The 24,345-nt window shown below is 36.2% G+C and carries 19 protein-coding genes and 1 pseudogene; 15 read left to right on the top strand and 5 right to left on the bottom strand.

What is annotated here, in order from left to right; all coding sequences use genetic code 11:
* Positions 1-77 precede the first annotated feature (77 nt).
* From MHI02_RS15150 to tnpA, 7 genes are all read left to right on the top strand, one after another.
* The gene (locus tag MHI02_RS15150) at positions 78-962 is read left to right on the top strand and encodes an NAD(P)-dependent oxidoreductase (protein WP_341166026.1); all 885 of its coding nucleotides are present in this window, start codon (positions 78-80) and stop codon (positions 960-962) included.
* A 211-nt stretch (positions 963-1,173) separates the two neighbouring features.
* Positions 1,174-2,508, top strand: coding sequence for an RNA polymerase factor sigma-54 (gene rpoN, locus MHI02_RS15145; protein ID WP_052771681.1), 1,335 nt, complete (start codon positions 1,174-1,176; stop codon positions 2,506-2,508).
* A gap of 244 nt (positions 2,509-2,752) precedes the next feature.
* A complete protein-coding gene (locus tag MHI02_RS15140; RefSeq protein ID WP_165589171.1) occupies positions 2,753-3,580 on the top strand; it encodes an aldo/keto reductase in 828 nt (275 codons plus the stop codon).
* A gap of 200 nt (positions 3,581-3,780) precedes the next feature.
* On the top strand, positions 3,781-4,083 hold the full coding sequence (locus MHI02_RS15135; protein ID WP_047184837.1) for a heme biosynthesis protein HemY: 303 nt from the start codon (positions 3,781-3,783) through the stop codon (positions 4,081-4,083).
* Between the two features lie 250 nt (positions 4,084-4,333).
* Positions 4,334-6,229 carry a PrkA family serine protein kinase gene (locus MHI02_RS15130; protein ID WP_047184836.1) on the top strand — a complete coding sequence of 632 codons (1,896 nt, stop codon included), beginning with the start codon at positions 4,334-4,336 and terminating at the stop codon, positions 6,227-6,229.
* 464 nt (positions 6,230-6,693) lie between these two features.
* Positions 6,694-7,863, top strand: a complete 1,170-nt coding sequence (yhbH, locus tag MHI02_RS15125) for a sporulation protein YhbH (RefSeq protein ID WP_047184835.1) — start codon at positions 6,694-6,696, stop codon at positions 7,861-7,863.
* A 237-nt stretch (positions 7,864-8,100) separates the two neighbouring features.
* A complete protein-coding gene (gene tnpA / locus MHI02_RS15120) occupies positions 8,101-8,568 on the top strand; it encodes an IS200/IS605 family transposase (RefSeq protein ID WP_216884347.1) in 468 nt (155 codons plus the stop codon).
* 131 nt (positions 8,569-8,699) lie between these two features.
* Here the strand turns inward: tnpA and MHI02_RS15115 are convergent, their stop codons facing one another.
* Entirely contained in the window at positions 8,700-9,053 is a 354-nt protein-coding gene (locus tag MHI02_RS15115; RefSeq protein ID WP_341166025.1) for a hypothetical protein, read from the bottom strand.
* Positions 9,054-9,261: 208 nt separating this feature from the next.
* On the opposite strand from MHI02_RS15115, the gene MHI02_RS15110 reads away from it, so the two are divergent.
* From MHI02_RS15110 to MHI02_RS15095, 4 genes and pseudogenes are all read left to right on the top strand, one after another.
* Positions 9,262-10,671, top strand: a complete 1,410-nt coding sequence (locus MHI02_RS15110) for a SpoVR family protein (RefSeq protein WP_145523876.1) — start codon at positions 9,262-9,264, stop codon at positions 10,669-10,671.
* 267 nt (positions 10,672-10,938) lie between these two features.
* Positions 10,939-12,900, top strand: coding sequence for a catalase (locus tag MHI02_RS15105; protein WP_445668985.1), 1,962 nt, complete (start codon positions 10,939-10,941; stop codon positions 12,898-12,900).
* A gap of 77 nt (positions 12,901-12,977) precedes the next feature.
* On the top strand, positions 12,978-13,166 hold the full coding sequence (locus MHI02_RS15100; RefSeq protein ID WP_047184832.1) for a hypothetical protein: 189 nt from the start codon (positions 12,978-12,980) through the stop codon (positions 13,164-13,166).
* A pseudogene (locus tag MHI02_RS15095) lies at positions 13,163-14,491 on the top strand (amidase). The gene MHI02_RS15100 and the pseudogene MHI02_RS15095 overlap by 4 nt, the downstream one beginning before the upstream one ends.
* 197 nt (positions 14,492-14,688) lie before the next feature.
* Here MHI02_RS15095 and MHI02_RS15090 read toward each other — a convergent pair.
* Together MHI02_RS15090 and MHI02_RS15085 are read right to left on the bottom strand one after the other, a co-directional pair.
* The gene (locus tag MHI02_RS15090) at positions 14,689-16,401 is read right to left on the bottom strand and encodes a putative bifunctional diguanylate cyclase/phosphodiesterase (protein ID WP_145523875.1); all 1,713 of its coding nucleotides are present in this window, start codon (positions 16,399-16,401) and stop codon (positions 14,689-14,691) included.
* A 168-nt stretch (positions 16,402-16,569) separates the two neighbouring features.
* Positions 16,570-17,991 (bottom strand): FMN-binding glutamate synthase family protein, encoded by a 1,422-nt coding sequence (locus tag MHI02_RS15085; RefSeq protein WP_047184830.1) that lies wholly within the window; start codon positions 17,989-17,991, stop codon positions 16,570-16,572.
* A 180-nt stretch (positions 17,992-18,171) separates the two neighbouring features.
* Here MHI02_RS15085 and mbcS point away from each other — a divergent pair, with 180 nt between their 5' ends.
* Together mbcS and MHI02_RS15075 are read left to right on the top strand one after the other, a co-directional pair.
* Positions 18,172-19,752, top strand: a complete 1,581-nt coding sequence (gene mbcS / locus MHI02_RS15080) for an acyl-CoA synthetase MbcS (protein ID WP_047184829.1) — start codon at positions 18,172-18,174, stop codon at positions 19,750-19,752.
* A gap of 300 nt (positions 19,753-20,052) precedes the next feature.
* The gene (locus MHI02_RS15075) at positions 20,053-21,006 is read left to right on the top strand and encodes a dipeptidase (protein ID WP_341166024.1); all 954 of its coding nucleotides are present in this window, start codon (positions 20,053-20,055) and stop codon (positions 21,004-21,006) included.
* A 196-nt stretch (positions 21,007-21,202) separates the two neighbouring features.
* On the opposite strand, the gene MHI02_RS15070 is transcribed toward MHI02_RS15075, so the two are convergent.
* Positions 21,203-21,664, bottom strand: coding sequence for a CoxG family protein (locus MHI02_RS15070; RefSeq protein WP_060667593.1), 462 nt, complete (start codon positions 21,662-21,664; stop codon positions 21,203-21,205).
* Positions 21,665-21,888: 224 nt separating this feature from the next.
* Between MHI02_RS15070 and MHI02_RS15065 the strand changes: the two genes are divergently transcribed.
* Complete coding sequence (locus MHI02_RS15065; RefSeq protein ID WP_047184826.1) at positions 21,889-22,083, top strand: alpha/beta-type small acid-soluble spore protein; 195 nt, start codon at positions 21,889-21,891, stop codon at positions 22,081-22,083.
* Between the two features lie 126 nt (positions 22,084-22,209).
* Here the strand turns inward: MHI02_RS15065 and MHI02_RS15060 are convergent, their stop codons facing one another.
* On the bottom strand, positions 22,210-23,301 hold the full coding sequence (locus MHI02_RS15060) for a branched-chain amino acid aminotransferase (RefSeq protein WP_341166023.1): 1,092 nt from the start codon (positions 23,299-23,301) through the stop codon (positions 22,210-22,212).
* Between the two features lie 169 nt (positions 23,302-23,470).
* Here MHI02_RS15060 and MHI02_RS15055 point away from each other — a divergent pair, with 169 nt between their 5' ends.
* Positions 23,471-24,256 (top strand): HAD family hydrolase, encoded by a 786-nt coding sequence (locus tag MHI02_RS15055; RefSeq protein ID WP_257454727.1) that lies wholly within the window; start codon positions 23,471-23,473, stop codon positions 24,254-24,256.
* Positions 24,257-24,345: the final 89 nt, after the last annotated feature.

The raw sequence follows: 24,345 nt of genomic DNA, 5'->3' as shown, positions 1-24,345 counted from the left end.
AAGATTTGAAAAGTCGAGTCTACTGCGGTCATTGATTATGAAGCCCATTCATGTGATATAAAAGGGGATGTTATTTTATGAAACGCATTGGTTTTGTTGGTTTAGGAAATATGGGTTTACCGATGTCAAAAAACTTCGTTAAGAATGGAAACTACCGGGTGTTGGGTTATGACTTAAATGAAAACGCTGAACGTTTGCTTCAAGAGGTGGGAGGTGGCATCAGTCCTTCGATAGCTGAAGTGGTGGAGAATAGTGAAGTAGTATTTACCAGTCTGCCTTCCACTAAAGCAGTGGAAGACGTATACTTAGGTGATGATGGGATAGTAGAAAATAGTCATCCAGATATGATATTAGTTGATACAAGTACTGTTGCTCCAGAAATGAACCAGAAAATCGCAGAAGCTGCTGATTTGAAGGGGATAGGTTTCTTGGAGGCACCTGTAAGTGGTGGGGTGATTGGGGCGGAAAATCAAACCCTTACCGTGATGGTTGGGGGTTCGAAAGCTGTATACGAGAAGGTACTTCCTACATTGAAAGTACTTGGCGAGAACATTTTCCATGTTGATGAACAAGTGGATAGCGGAACTACCGTTAAATTGATAAATAATCTTTTAATTGGCTTTTATACAGCTGGGGTCAGTGAGGCTCTGCATATAGCTAACAAAAAGAATATTGATCTAGACGACTTGTTTTCTATGTTAAACGTCAGCTACGGACAGAGCAGAATTTTTGAGCGGAATTACAAAAGCTTTATTTCTAAGTCAGATTATAACCCGGGCTTTACCTTGAAGTTACTATTGAAGGACCTTGGATTTGCTATGGAGGTTGCCGAACAGGAAGCACTTGATTTGCCAATTAGCAGGGCGTTATTTGATCGCTATCAAGAAGTAGTTACGTCTGGCTATGGTGATAAAGATATGGCCTATTTATATGAAATAGTAAGAGAGAAAACGTGGAAGTAGAATGAATAAATGAAGAGGTTTATCCCACCTATACGTATAGTAAGACTCCCACCTCAAGATTCTGAGGAAGGTGGGGGATAAAGGAAAACCCCCACTTTATTGATTAAAATGAAATAGCTTATTGCGCAATTAATGTTAGTATAGTAAAATTAATTTTAAATATTCGTACAATATTGTTCTACTATGTAAACGTATACATTGGGGGATAATGATGAAACTTGGATTGGATCAAAAGCAAACCATCAATTTGGTGATGAGTCCGGAACTTCGACAGGCAATATCTTTATTACAATATTCAACCTTGGATTTATTCCAGTTTATTCGGGAGCAGGCGATAGAAAATCCGCTTATCGAATTAGAAGAAAAAAATACATCGGTACAGTTTGAAGAAAAATATAGCATGATGGGAAGTAAATTTTATTCACGAAATGTTAATACGGAAGATGATTATGTTAGTCCACTTGATTTCTTATCCACAAAAGAAGGTGGGTTAGATCAGTATTTACTAGAACAGGTAAAATGGTTATCCATTAGCGAGGGAGAAAAATCTATTCTTACCTATCTCATATATAATATAGATGAAAATGGATACTTACCAATGTCTAATAAAGAAATTGAAGTTCAATTAGACATTTCTCCTCAGGAAGCGGAGCATGCTATTAAGTTGTTACAAGGGTTAGAGCCTTTAGGTGTGGGGGCACGAAATTTAAAGGAATGTTTATTACTGCAAGCTCAAGAGTACTATCCGGATGAGTCTTTAGTAGCTTATGTAATTAAGAATTATTTAGAGTTACTTTCAGAGAAAAAGTGGAAGAAAATCTCCACTGAATTAGGAATATCCTTATTAGAAGTAAAAAAAATCTATGAATATATTCAGACACTAAACCCTAGACCATGCTCCGATTTTACAAGTCCCCCCACCAATTATTTATATCCTGATATTTCGATAGAAAAAAAGAATGGAAACTACGTCATATCTCTGAATGACAGTTACTTACCTAATATTCATATCAATCAAGATTATGTGGGTTTAATTAGTGGAAAAGGTGATTGGTCAAAATATGTTACGGCTAATTACCAAAAATATTTATGGCTGAAAAAAAGTATTGAGCAACGCCGTTCTACTATATTAAAAATAACCGAATATATTGTAGAAAATCAGCAGGATTTTCTAGATAATGGATTTTCTTCAATAAAAGCGATGACATTAAAAGAAGTAGCAGAATCTATTGAAATGCATGAGTCGACCGTAAGCCGTGCAATTAGTAACAAAGTTATTCAAACCCCTATTGGTTCCTTTGAAATGAAAAGGTTATTCACATCTAAATTAGCTAGTAATACTGGGGAATATACATCTTCAGTAAAAGTGAAGATGCTTTTGGGGGAGCTTATACGTAATGAAGATAAACAAAAGCCATATTCTGATCAAAAGATAGCTGATTATTTGAGTAAGAAGCATGGGATAACTATTTCTCGGAGAACGGTGGCTAAATACCGTGAAGAGTTAAATATATTATCTTCTGCTAAAAGAAAAATGATCTATTAGGGCGTGCTCAAAAAGAAGGGGGAAGAGGTCAGAGGTCTGCTAAATGTGCAACGTCCTAGGCCTCCGATTGCTCGTTCCACCGTAAAGGTTTGTTGGAACGCCGATCTAGGCAGGGGCATGTCATTTTCACCGGACTTTGAACATCCTCTATTTGTTTTGAATTTAAAAAAAGTTTAGTTTCATTAACGGCAGCTGATGCATTATGATAAGATAAGGGTAGAATCTAAGAATGGGAGGAATTCTTTTGATCACCAATTTACAGGATACAGTCACGTTAAATAACGGTGTGAAAATGCCAGGATTTGGTCTTGGGGTATATAAAATGGAAGATGGTCAAAGTGTTGTTCAATCGGTTAAAGCTGCGTTGAAACATGGATATAGACTTATTGATACGGCTTCCTATTATCATAACGAAGAGGGTGTGGGGCAAGCCGTTAGAGAATCTGGTATTCCAAGAGAAGAGATTTTTGTTACCTCCAAGGTTTGGAATGATCAGCAGGGCTATGACAATACATTAAAAGCCTTTGAAGATAGCTTGGAAAAACTAGGCCTTGATTACTTAGACCTTTATTTAGTTCACTGGCCAGTTACTGGAAAGTTTAAAGATACATATAGAGCATTGGAAAAGATTTATGAAGAAGGAAAAGTACGTGCAATTGGAGTAAGTAATTTTCAAGTACATCATTTAGAAGATTTATTAAAAGACTGTAAGGTAAAGCCGGTAATTAATCAAGTCGAGTATCATCCTCATTTAACACAAGAAGAATTAAAAGTATATTGTGAAAAAGAAAATATTCAACTTGAAGCATGGGCTCCGCTTAAAAGAGGGGGAGTCTTTGATGAGCCTATTATTCAAGAGCTATCTGAAAAATATCGCAAAACCCCTGCGCAGGTTATTTTACGATGGGACGTTCAACATAATGTTGTCACAATTCCAAAGTCGGTAAAAGAACAACGAATTATCGAGAATGCCGATATTTTTGATTTTTCATTAACGAAAGAAGAAGTGAAACAAATAGATAGCCTAAATCGAAACGAAAGAAGCGGTCCTGATCCAGACACTTTTGTATAATATGTAAACGAACGAATCCAGTAGCGAATGGCTTACTGGATTTTTTACTTATAAACAATCTTAGATATTAAATATTCCATTATTGGTTAGACTGATTAAAAATAGTGCTATGTTACAAGTTTCTTTAGATGACAGTTAATAGTTGCCTGTGTGATAATTATGATGGAAAAATATTTAGAAGTGAATAGGAGTAGAAATAGATGAAGGTTAAAATAAATAGAAACGCAGCAAAAGAATTAAAGAAAATGTTAGAATCAGATGAAGCGGAAGGAAAAATGATTCGTATCCATATATCTCATATGCATGGAGACCATGCGCATTATGGGATTTCATTTGATACTCCAGGAGAGCATGATGAAGTAGTAAAAACGGATAAAGATATTGATATCATTCTGGATACTCGAGAAGAGCTTTTAGATGGAATTTGGATTCAATATTTCTATGTTGATAATGAAGGGTTTGTTATTACGAATCCTTCAAAAGGTGGACATCACCATCATTAATGAGGAAAGTCCTTGTCATTTTACGGGTGACAGGGGCTTTTTTTGTCAGAAAGCATAACACTTTCTCCCCCGCATAAGTATCACTTCTTATTCGACATTAATTCCCCGAGGATTACGAAAAGGCCTAGAATTTTGACGATAGTTATTTCTTAATGTAGAAGCGGATGTAATATTCAAACTTTTAGTGAATGAGACGAGATGTACGTGCATAGAATTTATAAACCGCAGTAATGATGGAGGGAGAGTATAAATGGATATTCTAGGTAAGGTAAGAGATTACCGTGATAAAGAGGAAAGTTTGAAATGGGAAGGTACTTTTGCGGAATACTTGGAAATTTTAAAAGAAAGGCCAGAAGTTGCACAGCCTGCCCACTCCCGTATTTATAATATGATTAAAGATGCTGGAATAGAAGAGGTTGATGGAAGAAAAACATATAAATTTTTTAGTAAAGAAATATATGGTTTGGAAGAGGCAATAGAAAGTTTAGTGGAGGAGTATTTTCACCCTGCTGCAAAACGACTTGATGTTAAAAAACGTATTTTACTATTGATGGGTCCAGTTAGTGGTGGGAAATCCACCATTGTTAGTATGTTAAAACGTGGAATGGAAGAATATTCACGTACAGATGCTGGAGCGGTGTATGCGATCAAAGGCTGCCCAATGCATGAAGATCCACTGCACTTAATACCACACCATTTACGAGATGATTTTTACGAAGAATACGGCATTCGAATTGAAGGTAGTTTATCCCCACTTAATACGATGCGGTTGGAAAAGGAATATGATGGTAAGATTGAAGACGTTGAAGTAGAAAGAATCTTTTTCTCAGAAGATAAACGGGTTGGAATTGGAACATTTAGTCCATCTGATCCGAAATCCCAAGACATTGCGGATTTAACTGGTAGTATTGATTTCTCCACCATTGCAGAATATGGTTCTGAGTCAGATCCGAGGGCCTACCGTTTCGATGGGGAGCTGAATAAAGCGAACCGTGGGATGATGGAATTCCAAGAGATCTTGAAGTCAGATGAGAAATTCCTCTGGCATTTACTATCTCTAACACAAGAGGGGAATTTTAAAGCCGGTAGATTCGCCCTGATAAGTGCTGATGAACTTATCATAGCGCACACAAACGAAGCGGAATACCGTTCGTTTATTTCTAACAAGAAAAATGAGGCGTTACATTCAAGGATTATTGTGATGCCGATTCCTTATAATCTCAGAGTGGATGAAGAAGAGAAAATCTATGAGAAAATGATAAAAACGAGTGATATGGCCCATGTGCATGTTGCTCCACATGCTTTAAAAGTAGCAGCAATATTCTCTGTTCTTACTAGATTAAAAGAATCTAAAAAACAGGGTGTGGATTTACTTAAGAAGTTACGCTTATACAATGGAGAGAGTGTGGAAGGGTTTAACGATATCGATGTAGAGGAATTAAGGAAAGAGTATTCGGATGAGGGTATGGATGGAATTGACCCGAGGTATGTGATCAACCGAATTTCATCTACCATTATTCGAAAAGATGTACCGTCTATTAATGCTTTAGATGTTTTACGTTCATTAAAAGATGGACTGGATGCTCATGCATCGATTTCGAAAGAGGATAAAGAAAAATATATGAATTATATTGCAATTGCTAGAAAGGAATATGACGAAATTGCGAAGAAAGAAGTTCAAAAAGCTTTCGTGTATTCGTATGAAGAATCCGCTAAGACGTTAATGGATAATTATCTGGATAATGTGGAAGCATATTGCAACCATAATAAACTAAGAGATCCGTTGACCGGAGAAGAAATGAATCCAGATGAAAAACTTATGCGTTCTATTGAGGAGCAAATTGGTATCTCTGAGAATGCGAAGAAAGCTTTTCGTGAAGAAATTCTAATCAGGCTATCAGCGTTTGCGAGAAAAGGAAAACGTTTTGATTATAATTCACACGAACGTCTCCGTGAAGCTATTCAGAAGAAACTATTTGCTGACTTAAAAGACGTTGTAAAAATCACAACCTCATCGAAAACACCAGATGAGTCACAGCTGAAGAAAGTAAACGAAGTTATCGCTCGTTTAATTGACGAGTACGGTTATAACTCCACTTCAGCAAACGAATTATTACGTTATGTAGGAAGCCTATTGAACCGATAAAGTGAAGCTAATTGTCGTATTCTCCCACAGATTAGGTAAACTTTTCGGGGTTCTACTGAATGTTTTCCCCACTTAAAGTGGTGGTCTTTCATCCAGTAAAGACGGATAAAAATTAGGTTTAAGCTGTATGATGTATTGTCTTTTAGAAAACAGGGCTAATATTATACATTAGTCCTGTTTTTTTTATCTATATTGGAATTGTTATTTCAGTTAGTACGATGAAAAGCTTTAGAAGCTATTAATCCAACAATCTGCACTTGTATGTATTGTCTATATTTTTGAAAAAGTAGCAATAACTAAATAGGTTTTGCATATGATAAATAAAGTAATCTAGTTACTTTTAAAAAATTCTTTTAAAGATAATATTAGAAAACTAAGGCATAGACAGGACTTTTAGCGAATGCTTTAGTTGCATATTTTGCTATCTGTTAAAGAAATTTCAAAGGAAAAGGAGAGGATCGTAATTGTCGGAAAAGCGTAAGACGAATTTCATTGTCTCCCAGGAAAACTGGACTCTCCATCGTAAAGGCTATCAAGATCAACAAAGACATATTGAAAAAGTAAAAGATGCTATAAAAAATAACTTGCCTGATTTAGTGACAGAGGAAAACATTATTATGTCGAATGGCCGTGAAATTGTAAAAATACCTATTCGTTCTCTTGATGAATACAAAATTCGTTATAACTATAATAAGAATAAACATGTTGGCCAAGGTGATGGAGATAGTCAAGTTGGCGATGTCATTGCGAGGGAACCTGGTAGAGGTGATCAAGCGCAAGGGAGCGGTCAAGGAAAGAAAGCGGGTGATCAGCCTGGAAGGGATTATTATGAAGCAGAAGTTTCCATTGAAGAAGTGGAAGAAGCTCTATTTAGAGATTTAGAATTACCGAATTTAGAACAAAAGGAACAAGATGAAATAATTGTAGAAGATATTGAGTTTAATGATGTCCGTAAGAAAGGGCTTATGGGTAACATTGACAAGAAACGAACGATATTAACTGCTCTTAAGCGAAATGCTAGGGAAGGGAAAGCGTCCATTGCACCAATTTATAATGATGACCTACGATTTAAAACATGGAATGAAGTGGTCAAGCCGGAATCAAAAGCGGTTGTACTTGCAATGATGGATACAAGTGCATCTATGGGAACATTTGAGAAATACATGGCTAGAAGTTTCTTTTTCTGGATGACAAGATTTTTACGAACGAAGTATGAATCTGTAGATATTGAATTTATTGCTCATCATACAGAAGCAAAAGTGGTATCCGAAGACGATTTCTTCAATAAAGGAGAAAGTGGAGGTACCATTTGCTCTTCTGCTTATATAAAAGCTTTAGAACTTATTAATGAGAAGTATAATCCGAAACGTTATAATATTTATCCATTCCACTTCTCAGATGGTGAAAATATTACATCTGACAATGCGAAATGTATTGATCTGCTTGGTCAAATTATGGAAGTGTCTCAAATGTTCGGTTATGGTGAGGTAAATGGATATAGTCGATACTCCACATTAATGAATGCGTATCGTACGATAGAAGATCCTAAATTTAGACACTATATTTTAAAAGAAAAACGTGACGTATATCATGCAATGAAAACATTCTTTAAAAAAGAAGAAGAGCTTGTATAATAGAGTCCCCGCATTTTGCGGGATTTTTTGTTTTAGTGTGAATGCTGGTAAAGAAACCGGCATGAGCCGGTTTCCATTTTATTATGACTTTAGTCCGTTGAGTACGCGGCAGCGTGCGAAACAGAAAACCACCTGCTATGCGGGTGGGTAACAAGTGGTTATACCAAACAAAAAACTCACTTTCTTCTATAATAGAGATTGTTCAAGCCTCTAAATATAGAAAGGAAAGTGAGTAAATTGGCCAATAAAGCAAATAGCTTGGCACACACAAAATGGTTGTGTAAATACCATATTGTGTTCACTCCAAAGTATAGACGAAAAATAATTTACAATCAATATCGAAGGAGCATAGGCGAGATACTTCGAACACTTTGTAAATATAAAGGGGTAGAAATAATCGAAGGACATCTTATGCCAGATCATGTTCACATGTTAGTGAGTATTCCACCAAAACTAGCAGTATCAAATTTTATGGGATATTTAAAAGGAAAAAGCGCTCTAATGATATTTGATAAGCATGCAAATTTAAAATATAAGTTTGGAAATAGACACTTTTGGGCTGAAGGATATTATGTAAGTACAGTTGGTTTGAATGAAGCTACCATTAGAAAATACATTCAAGAGCAAGAAAAACATGATATTGCACTTGATAAATTAAGTGTAAAAGAATATGAAGACCCTTTTAAGGGTGGCAAGAAATACTAACACTCCTTCAGGGGTTAGCAAAAGAGGCAACGACAATGAGGCTTGAATGCTATATGAAAGCCAGCGCCTTGAGACGCTGGTCGGTAGTATAGGCTTATAGCCGTTGTGCAAACCACCCGTTGGACGGGTGGTCATGATTCAATCGTTTCTATTGTGTATACACCTCTTGAAGTACTCACTATAAAACGAGAACCATCATATTCATACATTGCTGAGTCCTCGAGAGGAATTTCATATAATTCAGACGGGAGTGACTCGTACTTATTTATTGTGGTTCCAATGATACCACTTCCATTTAAATTCAGGGAATAGATTGGTTCATAACCATCGATGGTTCCCCCGTTTTTAGAATATGAAATGGCACTTAAATCCATTAACGTCTCATCAAAATCATCCAATTCATGCTTTACGATTTTAATTTGTTTCCCATTCCATTGTCTTATTAAATCGTTAAATTGTTCGATTGTTAGAAAATGCTGATTCATGTCCATCCCTCCAGTATATAAAGTTTCCTGTTTCCGATGAAATCATACAGTAATGGGAAGACTATTCACATCATTCTACAAAAGTATAACTAAGATATATTCGCTAAAGTTTTTGATGAACTCCGAGTTTTCTAGGAATTCTTTTCATTTATTCCTTACTTCATTCATAAAATGTATAAAGCGATTTTGGAGGGGATTCTACTTGTCGATGACAAAGGAGCTAGAGTTTGCGATAGAGGAGATTACGGAAATAGCCGAGCATTTTGGCCTTGACTTTTTTCCAATGCGTTATGAAATATGCCCTGCCGATATTATTTATACATTTGGAGCTTATGGGATGCCTACAAGGTTTTCACACTGGAGTTTTGGAAAACAATTTCACAGAATGAAACTCCAATATGATCTTGGTCTTAGCCAGATTTATGAGCTGGTTATTAACTCAGATCCTTGTTATGCCTTTTTACTCAACACGAATACACTGATTCAAAATAAGTTAATCATTGCCCATGTTTTAGCACATTGTGATTTTTTCAAAAATAATATTCGTTTCTCTAAAACAAGAAGAGATATGGTAGAAAGTATGACAGCAACAGCGGAACGTATTGCAGATTACGAAATGAAATATGGGAAAGATGAAGTTGAAAAATTCTTAGATGCAGTATTGTCTATTCAGGAACATATTGATCCATCTATTATTTCGTCTAGGCTTTCGTATGAGGAATTAGAATGGATGGAAGAAGAGGAAGAAAAAGTAGTGAAGCAATCTCCATATGATGACTTGTGGAGTTTGGATGAAAAGCCAAAAGAAAAGAAACCAGTAGGAAGAAAAAAGGAAAGAAAATTCCCGCCACAACCAGAGAAAGATATTTTATTATTTATTCAAGAATACAGTCGTGAGTTAGAAGATTGGCAGCGTGATATTTTAACCATGATGCGTGAGGAGATGCTATATTTTTGGCCACAGCTTGAAACGAAAATTATGAATGAAGGCTGGGCATCCTTTTGGCATCAACGGATCATGAGGGAGTTAGACTTAACTACAGAAGAAACCATTGAGTATTCTAAATTAAATGCGGGGGTTGTTCAACCGTCAAGAACACAAATTAACCCTTACTATTTAGGATTAAAGATTTTTGAAGATATTGAAGAAAGGTATAACAATCCGACTGAAGATATGAAAAAATTAGGTTATAAGCCCGGTAGTGGTCGTGAAAAAATGTTTGAGGTTCGTGAAATTGAATCGGATATCTCCTTTATTCGTAACTATTTAACGAAAGATTTGGCACAAAAAGAAGATATGTATCTGTTTGAAAAGAAAGGTAGAGACTATCGTATTACGACAAAAGATTACGAGCAAGTTCGTGACCAACTAGTGTCTATGCGTGTGAATGGTGGGTTCCCGTATATAACGGTAGAAAATGGTGATTATAACCGAAATGGTGAATTATATTTAATGCATAACTATGAAGGAATTGAATTAGACCTTCACTATTTAGAGAATGTTCTTCCTTACGTTTATCAACTTTGGGGAAGGAAAGTCCATATGGAGACTGTTTTAGAAGGAAAAAAAGCACTATTTTCCTATGATGGGAATAAGGTGATGAGAAAGAGTATGTAAGAATAATAAAGCTTGGTAAGGTTAAATGAAAAATACCTTACCAAGCTTTTTCGGTTTCAGGTCAATACCACCTCTACAATATTCAGTTACCATCTTAGAGGAATATTTACGAGATTACTAACATATGATATAAGCGGAGTTTAAATTGTAAATTAAAGGATGGGTGATTACATGGATGATAAGTCATCAAGAAACCAAAAGCCTATGAATAAAGATGCTAAATAAGAGCAGTTAGATCAATACCGTGTACAAAACACAGGAAAGCCGATGACAACAAACGAAGGGCGAAAAATTTCAAACGATGAAGAAATCTTAAAAGCTGGTGTACGCGGTCCTACATTACATGAGGATTATCACTATTTTGAGAAAATGACGCACTTTGTAAAAGAAGAGGAACCAGAAAGAGTAGTTCATGCAAGAGGTTACAGTGCCTATGGGGATTTTGAATGTTATCAGTCAATGAAGCATGTGACAAAAGCATGTCTTTTTCAAGAACCTGGGAAAAAGACTCCCTTAACCATCCGTTTTTCTACCGTACAAGGGCCTAGAGGGTCTTATGATACGGCAAGAGATTTACGTTGTCAGGGTGTTAAGTTTTATACAGAAGAAGGAAATTATGATTTAACAACGATCGCTATGCCTGTATTAATTAATCAAGATCCAATGAAGTTTCCAGATGCTATGCATGCATACCAAGCTAAGCAGGATGATGATATACCAACAGCTACTGGTGCACACGACAGGTTTTGGGATTATGTAGCCAATAACCCAGAATCACTTCATATGGTGCAGTGGATCATGTCTGATCGTGGTATTGTACGAAGTTACCGAATGATGGAGTCGTGGTCCATTAATACGTACCTATTTGTTAACGAGCAAGGAGTAGCGACATTTGTAAGATTTGTTTGGAAACCCCTCCTGGGTGTTCATTCCCTTCTTCAGGATGAGGCGCTAAAAATCGGTGGGTTAGATCCTGATTTCCACCGTAGAGACCTTCGAGAGGCGATTGACAAAGGTGCTTATCCTGAATACGAATTAGGTGTTCAACTGATTCCGCTAGAGGACGAATTCAAATACGACTTTGATGTTCTCGATCCTGCGAAGTTTTGGCCAGAAGAGCTCGTTCCTGTTCAAATAATAGGGAAGATGACATTAAATAGAAACATTGATAATTACCATACAGAATCAGAGCAAGTAGCTTTTAACCCTGCAAATGTTGTACCGGGAATTGACTTTTCCAATGATCCTGTCCTACAGGGAAGGCTAATTGCTTATCAAAGTGCACAATACCACAGAATTGGAGTCAATCATCAGGAATTACCGATTAATAAGCCAATTTGTCCGTTTCATAATAATCAACGACGAGGCCCTATGAGATATCGAATTGATGTTGATCAGGTAGACTATCATAAAAACTCACTAGCCAATAACACACCATACACAACACCACCGGAAAAAGGCGGTTATGAGCATTGTCCAAAAAAAGTGGAAGGACACGTTATACGTGGGCGTAGCGAATCATTCAACGATTACTTTTCGCAACCTAGGATATTCTGGAATAGTATGAAACCTATTGAAAAACAGCATACTATCCAAGCGTTTAGCTATCAACTCGGAAAAGTTGAGAGTGAATCTGTCCGCCAACAAAATGTCAATTTATTAGTCAATGTTGATAAGGAAATGGCGTGCATCGTTGCTGATAATATTGGTGTAGAGCGCCCAAGTGGATCCAATGTACCTGTTTCTACAAGTTATGCTTCTCTTAGCCAGTACAATACACCTAGTTATGCATATACGCAAAAAGTAGGTGTACTAATTGGTAATGGTTTTAATGGTAAAGAAGTAACAAATGTACTTAACTATTTGCAACAAAATGGGGTCTTTATAGATATTATAAGTGAAACGCTCGGTAAGGTCACAGGAAACGATGGTACAACAATCAAAGTTAATAAGACATTCCTGACAACTAGTCCTTACCTATTTGACTCGCTTTATGTCGTTGGCGGAAGTGCTAAAAATGAAGCAAAGTTCCTGCAAGACATCATGGATTTTGTAAGTAATGCCTATAAGCACTATAAGCCGATTGGTGTTGCTTCGACCGGACAGTCTTATATTCAGACATCAAAAGAAAATAATTTAGCAGGTGTTGTTTTTGCTGCAAATAATCCAAACTTTGAGCAGGATTTTGTCTCTGCAATTGCCCAACAACGCTTCTGGAATAGAACATAATACTGTTTTATAATATACAGGGGATAACTTTAGTTATTTCCCTGTAATTTTATATCCCTAAATAGGAGGTAAGTTAGATGAATGATTCAACTTTTATAAATCAAAGCCTATACCTACAAGGTTTACCTACCTACGAAACAGACATTCAACATATTCAAAACATCCTTCAAACAATCGAACAATCCGAGAAATATCTAAAAAAAATCTCCCCTAATCTAAATCCAAAAGTACCAATTACGGTTGTTGATAAGAGGCTGTTGCTATGACAGATCTAGTTTTTTTTACTGCTAGTGACCTTGCTCCTTTAATTAAAGCTAAGCAATTATCCCCAGTAGAATTGACAAAACATATATTAAACCGTATAGATACAATTGATCCAACCATTCACTCGTATATTACCCCTCTTCATGAATTGGCCCTTAAACAAGCAGGTAAAGCTGAAAATGAAATTATGTACGGGCGATATAAAGGACCTCTTCACGGAATTCCAATCGGTATCAAGGATAATTTCGATACAAAAGGCATACGCACGACAGCTGGTTCAAAGCTTTTTGTTGATTTCATACCTGACAAAACTGCAACAACGGTAGAAAAGTTGTTAGCTGCAGGTGGGATTATGTTAGGAAAGCTAAATATGCATGAGTTAGCCCTCGGATCCACCGGTACTAATCAAACCTTTGGCACTACACGAAATCCATGGAACATTGAATATATGCCAGGTGGTTCAAGTGGTGGTAGCAGTGCTGCCTTAGCAGCTGGGCTAGCAACACTTGCAACTGGAACAGATACATTTGGATCTATTCGCTTACCAGCTGCTATGTGTGGTATTTATGGGTTAAAGCCAACCTATGGGCTTGTTAGTACCTATGGGGTAATTCCTTCAGCTTAGTCATTGGATCATGCTGGTCCGATGGCACGATCGGTTTCAGATTTGGCGTTAATGCTTGATGTTATGGCAGGGTTTGATGCAGATGATCCAGCAAGCCTTCATGTACCTATTCCTAATTACACCGAAGACTTAAATAAAGGAATGAGAGGAGTAAAAATTGGTATTCCTAAGTACTATCTTGAAGGATTAGAATCAGATGTAGAAAAGCTTTTTAAAAATGCTATAACAACACTAAAAGGTTTAGGAGCTGAATTAATAGAAATAGAAATTCCTGAATTATCGATGGCAACATTTTCTGGTTATGTGACTGTATCGGGAGAAGCTTCTACTTTTCATTATGAGTGGCTACAGACTCACGTAGAGGATTACGGAGCAGATAATCGAATTTTCCTTCTATCTGGTACGTTAACAAATACACCACAATACGTCAAAGCCCAACAAGCCCGGAGGAAGATGGTGGAAGCATTTCATAATGCCTTTAAGGATATCGATATCCTCCTCGGTCCGACAATACCTATCACCACCCCAGCGTTCGCGCAGAATTGGGTCGACCAAAATTTGGAAGTTATTAGACGCTGTTTACCATTTACTGTTCCTGTCAATTTAACGGGGCTACCAAGCCTAGCAGTGCCAATGGGATTTGACCAAAAAGGACTTCCAGTTGGCATGCAATTCATTGGAAATCACCTTTCTGAAAAATAATTACTTCAGGTTGGATATGCATGGGAAAGGATTAATCCGTTTCGTTTTCGAATAGCGGATTGAATCATAATCGGTAGGGGTGTATGAAAACTTCCTCCTCGAAGTCAAGCGTTTTACCGTCCAAACATTCTTGCATAAAAGGCATTCGCTGACCCTAAAAGCGAATGCCGGGTTTTAAATTATTGCTGTTCTATTTTCTAAATAGCATTTGGTTTAAGACTTGTACATTTGTAAGCTTGTTCAAGCTCACGTGCGTCAATTGGTTTGCTAAAGTAATACCCTTGACCTTCATGACAATCTTGATCTTTAAGATAGGAGAGTTGGTAATCTGTTTCAATCCCCTCAGCAATTATATTAAATTGCAAGTTTTTCGCCATTGTTATAATGGTATTGACAATGACTTCATCATTCACGTCTAAGTCCCGTATAAATGATTGATCAATTTTTAACGTATTTATTGGTAAACGTTTTAAATAACTTAAGGAGGAATACCCAGTTCCGAAGTCATCGATAGATATATGGACTCCCAAATCTCTTAATTCTTTGAGTGTTTTCTCCGCTTTATCTATGTTGAGGATTGTCCCTTCCGTTATTTCCAACTCTAACCATACAGGGTCCATTTTGGTTTCCCTTATAATTTCCTTAACATCATGTACAAAACTTTGATTTACAAATTGGATTGGCGAAACGTTTACGGCTACTCTATCAATCGAGAACCCCTTTTTATGCCAAGAAACCATTTGATCACATACAGATTGTAAAACCCAGTTTCCCACTGGAATAATGAGTCCTAATTCTTCTAGTAAAGGAATGAATTCACCTGGAGATACCGGACCTAGTTTTTTATTATTCCATCTGAGCAATGCTTCGACACCAGTTATTTCATCATTTCTGAGATTGATAAGTGGTTGATAGACAATAGAAAATTCGTCCTCTTCTAGTGCGTGCTTTATTTCTTGTTCTAATTGATAATAACGTCTCAATTCGTCATTTTGGTCATCTGAAATAAAGCAGTGCGAATTACCTCCATTTTGTTTGGCGTGGTACATTGCTGTGTCGGCTTGTCTAATCATTTCCTCTACTAAATCTAAGTGATCACTTTCATATTGGCTCATTTTTTCTAGGCTAATCCCAATACTAGTAGTAGCAATGATCTTATTTCCATTTACGGTAAATGGTACGTTAAATTGCTTCTTAATTCTCTGTACTACTTTTAAAATATCATCTTTATTATCTACATCAGTAAGGAAGATGACAAATTCATCTCCTCCTTGTCGTACAATGAGATCGGATGTGCGAATACAGGTTTGCAATCTTTTGGCAAGTTCTTTTAGAATCATATCTCCTGTTCTGTGACCATAATTGTCATTGATCGATTTAAAACGGTCGATATCAAGAAATAGAACAGCAAGTTTACCTTCTTTATTTACGTACTCATTTAACCATTCGTTTAATAAATTTCGATTAGGTAATAAAGTCAACGGGTCATAGTATGCCATTTGTTTAATCGTTTCTTCATATTCTATTCGCTTCGTAATGTCATGTCGAATAGAAATATATTGATAAGGCCTTCCATTTTCTTTTAAGAAAGACACAATGGTAGTATCTACCCAATAATAAGTTCCGTCTTTTGCTTTATTCTTTATTTCGCCTTTCCATACCTTTCCCCTACCAATTGTTCTCCACATTTCTTTAAAGAAATCTTGGCTATGATGTCCTGAGTTAACGATATTTTGTCGACTTCCTATTAATTCATTTCTACTGTATTTTGACATATTACAAAATTTATCATTTGCAAATTGAATGATTCCTCTGTTATCGGTAATGGCAACAATGGATGATTCATTCAAAGCTAATTCTATATCTTTTAGCTTTCGTAACGCTTTTTCTAGCTCTATCTTATGGTTCATTGTTTCGCCCCCTAAATGTGGAAAGGTATACATTTTAATTATAGCTTAAAAAAACAATCATAGTTTGACAATTCCCCTACAAATTGAGAATATTTTCCGTCTTTTTTCGAAAGAGAGAGAAAAAGATAATGCACAAAGTAATCAAAGAAAGGATAGACACAACTTCATCTATCCTTTCTCAATCTGTTGTTGTTCTTCTTCCCAAGCTTTAAATGAATAAGGTATTCCAACCATTTTGGCTACATGTTCGTCATAGGATACTAAATCCTTCTTGGTTAATTCGTTTAAAGAACGCTTTCCCATTGCTCTTAACGCCATTTTCATTTCTTCAATACTAGAAGTTAGGAAACTTTCCGCTGTTTTTGCTCCTTCTTCTGCCTTGAATTGGTCTTTAAATTTACCTTCATTCCATACCGCCTGTGTTGGCGGTTCAAAAGGAAGCGCATTTAACAATTGACCATGTGCCACTGCAAACAACATCGCCGAACCTATATAAATAGCATCTGCACCAAGTGCTAACATTTTTAAAAAATGTCCCGGTATTTGCATGCCACCAGAAACAATTAAACTAACTTGATTCCTTTTGTTTCTTTTTTTCAAATGGTTTACAGCGCGGACGATAGCGTGCAAAGAAGGAATTCCCATGTCATCTGTCAAAATAGGGGGAGCACCAAGTGTGGCAGCCTGTCCACCATCTACCGCTATATAATCCACGCCTATTTCCAACAGGTAATCAATGTCCTCCTCAATCTTCCCACTTGCTCCAATTTTTGCACCGATGGGAACTCCACCAGTCATCTTTCGGAGTTCATCAACTAGTTCTTTCAAATCTTTCAATGTCTGATTTTCAAAGAAGTTATCAAAAATAACAGCATCTTCCTCTTCTTCAAGCCCCATTACTTGACGAGCATTTCCTGTTAAATTTTCTGGGGAAATTCTGGAACCTACTCCAAATAGAGCTCCTTGTCCAAACTTTACTTCAATCATGTCTGCACGTTTTATTTTCTTTGTTTCTTTGGACCACTCGGATTTACCAAATTGTAAAATATATTTACCTGCTGTATCTAACTCTTCTTGCATGACACCACCTTCGCCCGAATTAATTGCAGTGCCTGTATTTTTAGCCGCTTGAGCTAAAGCTAGTCTTACTTGTTCGCTAAGTGCGATACCATAAGCCATTCCGCTTATCATAAGTGGAATTTGGATTTTCATTGGCTTTTTTGATTTTGGTCCGATTGTAACTGCCATATCTACCTCATCTTCTCCGTCAATAAGAGGTGGAAGGATTTGTGTGGGGATAAAGGTAATAGAATCTAGATGTGGCCATTTTTTAGAAGAACCAAGTGGTCGATGCAATATATCACCTGATTCAGACCTTAGACTATTTTCTATCATGTTTTGAATTCCTGTATGTCTTAGACCAGGCATTATTTCGATAATGTTTTCTTGATAGTTATCCGATAAAACTATTTTTGCTACTGACTTAGTAATTTTTTTCATTATCCAACGCCAGCCAAATAATATGAAGATAAAGGATAAAAATATAATAAGAATCATCGCAAAAATGATATAAATTAAAAAGTCCGGCATTTACATTTCTCCTATAAAAAGTTGCACTATAAAGTTTTTCCTTTTACCTATAGTATTTCAATATTAAGGATAAATATGTTTGTAATGGTATGATGAAGTTTTCTTTCTTTCTAAAGAGCTTATTGTCTGATATAATAGTTAGGAGTTAGCATCTAGTGCTAAATTATAGGAGGATCGTACATGTCTCAAACAAATTTAATAGCACCTAAAAATTATAATATTGTAATGGAATTTGAAAAATATGCAAAAGAGCCAAATAGAAAAGCTATTATTTGGGAAGACGATAAAGGGAATCGAAAAGAAATCACATATGAAAATTTAATCAAAAATGCGAATAGAATTGGAAATGTACTATTAGAACGTGGTCTTAAAAGAGGCGATAAGATATTAGTCATGATGCCACGTATTATTGAAACATATGAGGTTTATATTGCTGCATTGAAAACGGGAATTATTATTATACCTTGTTCTGAAATGTTTCGAACAAAAGACCTACAATACCGTATTACGCATGGAGAAGTAAAAGGTGTCGTATGTAGTAATTCCTGTGTTTCACAATTTTATGATATAGATGAATACAATCAACTTATTAAATTTACTTACGGGAAATCTGTTGAAAATTGGTTTGATCTTATCGAGTTACAAGGATCTGCATCGGATGAATTAGAAATGGTTAAAACTACCAAGGATGACCTGGCCTTTTTGCCTTATACTTCTGGTACAACTGGTAATCCAAAGGCAGTAATGCATACACATGCATGGGGATACGCCCATATGCAAACAGCACCGCGACATTGGTTAGCAATTGAAGACGGTGATACGGTTTGGGCAACGGCAGCACCAGGCTGGCAAAAATGGGTTTGGAGCCCTTTCCTATCTGTTTTAGGAACAGGCGCAACAGGATTTGTATATAATGGGAAATTCGAACCGAAAAAATATTTGGATTTACTTGAGAAAAATAAGATAAATGTTTTTTGCTGTACACCAACCGAATACCGTTTAATGGCTAAGTTGGATAATTTACAGGACTACCAATTAACCTCCCTGCATAGTGCGGTTTCTGCAGGTGAGCCATTAAACCGTGAAGTAATTGATCAGTTTGAAAAGTATTTTAACGTGACAGTTAGAGATGGTTATGGTCAAACGGAGAATACGTTACTCCTTGGATTCCTAAAAGGGATGAAAGTAAAACCTGGGTCAATGGGTAAACCAACACCTGGTAATAACGTTCAACTAATTGATGAAGATGGTAATCCAGTTCCTGTAGGTAAAGTAGGGGACATTTCTCTTCCATTAGATACACCATCTTTAACTAAAGGTTATTATAAAGATGAGGAGCGCTTCAAAAAAGCATGCCGAGGTAATTTTTATACAACTGGGGATCAAGCTAGAATGGATGAAGAAGGTTATTTCTGGTTTGAAGGTCGGAATGACGATATAATTGTTAGCTCTGGTTATACGATTGGACCATTTGAAGTGGAAGATGCATTAGTTAAACATGCAGCAGTAAAAGAATGTGCAGTAGTTGCAAGTCCACATGAAATAAGGGGAAATGTAGTAAAAGCTTATATTGTGTTACAAGATGGAGTAGATCGTACTAATCCTAACCTTGTGCAAGAATTACAGAAGCATACCAAAACTTTAACTGCCCCATATAAATATCCACGTAAAATTGAATTTGTGGATGAGTTACCTAAAACATCGTCAGGTAAAATAAGACGTGTAGAATTAAGACAGCGCGAGAAAGATCTAGCTAAATAAAAATAAGATAGAGAATAGCCTCACCATGAAGTGGGGCTATTAAAGTATGGTCCATTCAATCAATTGGAATCTAGATATTAGGATAATAAGAATTTTCCCCACCTAAACGGGCAGTAGGACTCTCATCTCAAGCTTGGGGAAACAAAGAAGGTCGGTAGGGGATCAACTGCCTATAAAGATCCGATAAGTGCGTCATCAGCGGGGAGTAAGAAAACCCTCACTGATGGAAGTCCTTTCTTAATCGTAGTGAGTAAAAAAAGATATGAACGGAAAAAAACGAAGGTAAGGGGGAATTTATTCATGAAAATCATAGATACCCATTGTGATGCATTAATGAAATTACAATTAGGAAAAAGAAAACAATTTGGTTTTGACGGCCCGTTTGATTACAAAACATCAGAGAAGATAGAAACAAACTTAAACCGATTAATCCAAGGAAATGTTGCGGTACAATTTTTTGCCATTTTTATCGAACCAGACGTTCCATTTGATGAAAAATGGCAGCATGCATTGGAACAGGTGGATATTTTCTATACAGATGTCCTTGGAAAAAATCCCAAAATGAAGCATATCAAAAATTGGAGTGATTTGGATTTATTAAAAGAGGGAGAGATTGGTGCGGTACTAGCATTGGAAGGGGCAGACCCATTTGGCAACGATCTTATGAAATTAAGACAACTATACAGGTTGGGAATCATGAGTGTTGGATTGACCTGGAATTACGCTAACTATTGTGCAGATGGAATATTAGAACCCCGCGGGGCTGGATTGAGCCTCTTGGGGAAAGAAGTAATTAAGTTAAATAATGAAAATCACGTATTTAGCGATGTTTCCCATGCATCTATTCAAGCATTTTGGGATATTTTAGAAATTGCGGATTATCCAATAGCAACTCATTCCAATGCAAAAGCAATTTGTAACCATCCAAGGAATTTGGATGATGACCAGATTAAAGAAATGTTTCGGAAAAATGGTTTAATCCATGTTGTATTTAACCCACCTTTTATTAATAAAGATAAAGAAGTGGCAACCATTACTGACTTGATAAGGCATATTGATTATTTTTGTTCCTTAGGTGGTGTGAATCAGATTGGATTTGGCTCTGATTTTGACGGAATTACTTCTTTTGTGAATCATTTAGAAAACTCCTCTAACTATCAGAACTTAATTAATGAGTTATTAAAGAATTACTCAGAGGAAGAAGTTCGTGGGTTTGCCTATAAAAATTTTCTGAGCCACCGACCAGGAATATAGTGTATGAATAGGCAAACTATATCCCACCTCAAGCTACTGGGAAAAGTCCGATAGTGCGACTAACTATCAGTGGGGGATGAAGGAAAAAACCTACTGATGGAAGCCTTTTTATATTCCCAGTGAAACAATGCATAGTCATCACCAATAGCAAAAAATCAAAAATGCTTACTACAAAAAATGTAGTAAGCATTTTGTCTTAAATCGTAGCTCGAGCTGTTTCACGATCCATAATATTTGCAGCAATTTTTTCCGTAAAATCTTTTCCTACTTTTGGAATAAGGGTCTTTAACACTGGGTTAACCATTGTTCCGATCATTCCTTTTATGTGAACTTGAAGGCAACCTTTCATTTTACTCTTTGTACCATTAAGTGCCTCAACTTCAAAGTAGCCTTCCCCTTTACATGTTTCATTTGATGTGGCCATCTGGAAAATGATCGTTTCAGTCTCAATGTATTCTACAATTTCTACATTTAAAGTTACTGTTCGCTCCATAATTCCAATGTCTCCATGAATAATCCATACAGAGTGACGGTCATCGATAATTTGATGACTAACGTAACCTGGTACCAATGGGGCCCAATTATTCATATCACTCACAAAACTCCAAATGTCAGAAACTGGTTTGTCTAATTCTACACAATGAATTCCTTTTACCATTTTTAAATTCCCCCTTATGTAAGACACATACATCATCTTTAAAATCAAACATTGTTAGTATATGGAAGCAATTAATGGTTTAGAACACTTCCATAAAATTCATACGTACTTTTTACATTATAATATTAAAATTTTATCTTTCCTAACGTATAAAAATATCAAAAGGTTAAACGCTAAAAAGGAACAGAAAGATTCTGTTCAATACCCCCGAGGAGTGATTCTTCATGGCTAACAGAAATAAGTTGTTAGTACCAGGTGCGGAAAATGCTTTAAATAGCATGAAGGAAGAAATCGCAAAAGAATTCAACGTTGAACTTGGAGCGGATACAACTGCACGAGAGAACGGATCGGTGGGTGGCGAGATGGTCAAAAGAATGATTCAAATCGCCCAACAATCAATGGAAAATGAAGGTAAATAGTGTCATGTATCTAAAAAGAAGTGTTGGCCGTAATAAGCCAACACTTCTTTGATTCATCCATGTTGCAGCTGTAGGGAAAAAGGAAAACCTTCACTAATGTAAGTTTTCTTTATCACGTCTTACACTTTAGTTATTGACACTTGACTTCTCTACCTTTAAAGTCCAATTTAATGGATCCTCTAGTTTACCGTATTGGATTCCTGTAATAGTGTCATATACTTTTTTAGATAATTCACCAGTTTTTCCTTCGTTTATTACTAAGTGTTTACCTTCCCAATATAATTCACCAATTGGGGAAATAACTGCTGCAGTACCGGAACCAAATGCTTCTTCAAGGTTACCATTTTGATGAGCGTCATAAATTTCTTGCATAGAAACTCTACGTTCAGATACTGGAACATTCCAATGTTTTAATAATTGGATAACAGAGTCTCTTGTAATTCCAGCAAGAATACTTCCGTTTAACATAGGGGTTACTACTTCTCCGCTAATTTTGAAGAACACGTTCATACTACCGACTTCTTCAATGTATTTCCGTTCAACTCCGTCTAACCATAGAACTTGAGAAAAACCTTCTTTTTCAACAATTTCTTGAGCTTTTAAACTGGCAGCATAATTACCACCTGTTTTCGCTTCACCTGTTCCACCTTCTACGGTACGGACATATTTATCTTCTACAGCAATTTTAACTGGATTAATTCCTTCTTTATAATAAGAGCCTACTGGTGACATGATCACGATAAATTTATAATGATGTGAAGGTGAAACACCTAAGTATGGTTCCGTTGAAATAATAAATGGACGTATATACAATGATGTACCTTCTGCATCTGGTACCCAGTCTTTATCGATCTCAACCAGTTGTCTGATTGCTTCTAACCCAAGCTTCTCATCAATTGGTGGAATAACGAGCCGTTCGTTTGAATTATTTAAACGTTGGATATTTTTCTCCGGTCTAAATAATTGGACGTCCCCATCTTGTGTACGGAATGCTTTTAAACCCTCGAATACAGATTGACCATAATGGAAAATCATCGAAGAAGGTTCAAGTGATAATTTTTGATAAGGGACAATACTAGGATCGTGCCATCCAATACCTTCCGTGTAATCCATAACAAACATATGATCTGTAAAATTTCTTCCAAATACTAAGTTGTTGGAATCCGGTTTCGCTTTTCTAGATTGACTTTTTTCCACACGAATTGATTGATCTGCCATTTCAATATCCCCTTGCATAAAAGTTTAAAGATTTCTATTAATGATAAATTATAATTTTAATTTAAGCAAGACCTTTTTTGTGTTAAATTAGAATTGGGTGAAAAATGGAATTACGCTGAAACATTGTTTCTGAAACCCGAAATGGGCAAGTAGATACGGAGGAAAACTGATGGAAAGAATTAAGGCAGTATTTTTTGACTTAGATGATACATTATTATGGGATGAAGAAAGTGTTAGACAAGCTTTTCGCAAAACTTGTGAATTAGCACAACAAAAATATAATGTCGATCCGGAAGAATTAGAAATTGCCGTTCGTAAAAAGGCGAGAGAGTTATATGAAAACTATGAAGTATATCCTTTCACACAGATGATTGGCATTAATCCATTTGAAGGATTATGGGGAACATTTCATGATAAGGGTGAAGATTTTCAAAAACTTAGTAAAGTCGCACCTGAGTATCAAAGACAAGCATGGACTAATGGTCTTTTTGAATTAGGAATAGATGATGTGAAATTTGGGGCAGAGCTTGCTAAAGCATTTCCTGAAAATAGAAAACAAGTACCATATTTATACGAAGAAAGTTTAAAAGTACTGGATGCTCTAAAAGGGGATTACAAATTATTATTACTAACGAACGGTTCACCGGAATTACAAAATATTAAATTAGAAATTACTCCAGAATTACGTCCTTACTTTGATCAAATTGTTATTTCAGGTGATTTTGGAAGAGGAAAACCAGATCCGAGTATTTTTGAACATGCTTTAGGGTTATTAAATGTGAAACCTGAAGAAGTTTTAATGGTTGGTGACAATTTGAATACGGATATAAAAGGAGCAAATAGTGCAGGTATTGCATCCGCATGGATTAACCGCAAAGCCATGGAAGCAACTGAAGTAAAACCAACTTATGAAATGAAAAGTCTTGTAGAAATATTGGATATATTAAAAGGTTAATAATGAAATGATTTCCGAAAGCTGTCATCCTAATTTTGGCAGCTTTTTCAATTTAAATATGGAGTGGCCCGAATACACGTGGACTTAAC

This window comes from Oceanobacillus sp. FSL K6-0118 (genome assembly GCF_038006665.1).
Taxonomy (GTDB): Bacteria; Bacillota; Bacilli; order Bacillales; family Amphibacillaceae; genus Oceanobacillus; species Oceanobacillus caeni.
The sequence above is the reverse complement of the archived record's forward strand: the minus strand, read 5'-3'. Positions and strand labels throughout refer to the sequence as shown.

Bases quoted from the DNA above. Each gene is read 5' to 3' on its own strand.
- MHI02_RS15150 (WP_341166026.1), top strand. From the start codon at position 78: ATGAAACGCATTGGTTTTGTTGGTTTAGGAAATATGGGTTTACCGATG.
- rpoN (WP_052771681.1), top strand. From the start codon at position 1,174: ATGAAACTTGGATTGGATCAAAAGCAAACCATCAATTTGGTGATGAGT.
- MHI02_RS15135 (WP_047184837.1), top strand. From the start codon at position 3,781: ATGAAGGTTAAAATAAATAGAAACGCAGCAAAAGAATTAAAGAAAATG.
- MHI02_RS15130 (WP_047184836.1), top strand. From the start codon at position 4,334: ATGGATATTCTAGGTAAGGTAAGAGATTACCGTGATAAAGAGGAAAGT.
- MHI02_RS15115 (WP_341166025.1), bottom strand. From the start codon at position 9,053: ATGAATCAGCATTTTCTAACAATCGAACAATTTAACGATTTAATAAGA.
- MHI02_RS15110 (WP_145523876.1), top strand. From the start codon at position 9,262: ATGACAAAGGAGCTAGAGTTTGCGATAGAGGAGATTACGGAAATAGCC.
- MHI02_RS15105 (WP_445668985.1), top strand. From the start codon at position 10,939: ATGACAACAAACGAAGGGCGAAAAATTTCAAACGATGAAGAAATCTTA.
- MHI02_RS15100 (WP_047184832.1), top strand. From the start codon at position 12,978: ATGAATGATTCAACTTTTATAAATCAAAGCCTATACCTACAAGGTTTA.
- MHI02_RS15090 (WP_145523875.1), bottom strand. From the start codon at position 16,401: ATGAACCATAAGATAGAGCTAGAAAAAGCGTTACGAAAGCTAAAAGAT.
- MHI02_RS15085 (WP_047184830.1), bottom strand. From the start codon at position 17,991: ATGCCGGACTTTTTAATTTATATCATTTTTGCGATGATTCTTATTATA.
- mbcS (WP_047184829.1), top strand. From the start codon at position 18,172: ATGTCTCAAACAAATTTAATAGCACCTAAAAATTATAATATTGTAATG.
- MHI02_RS15075 (WP_341166024.1), top strand. From the start codon at position 20,053: ATGAAAATCATAGATACCCATTGTGATGCATTAATGAAATTACAATTA.
- MHI02_RS15070 (WP_060667593.1), bottom strand. From the start codon at position 21,664: ATGGTAAAAGGAATTCATTGTGTAGAATTAGACAAACCAGTTTCTGAC.
- MHI02_RS15065 (WP_047184826.1), top strand. From the start codon at position 21,889: ATGGCTAACAGAAATAAGTTGTTAGTACCAGGTGCGGAAAATGCTTTA.
- MHI02_RS15060 (WP_341166023.1), bottom strand. From the start codon at position 23,301: ATGGCAGATCAATCAATTCGTGTGGAAAAAAGTCAATCTAGAAAAGCG.
- MHI02_RS15055 (WP_257454727.1), top strand. From the start codon at position 23,471: ATGGAAAGAATTAAGGCAGTATTTTTTGACTTAGATGATACATTATTA.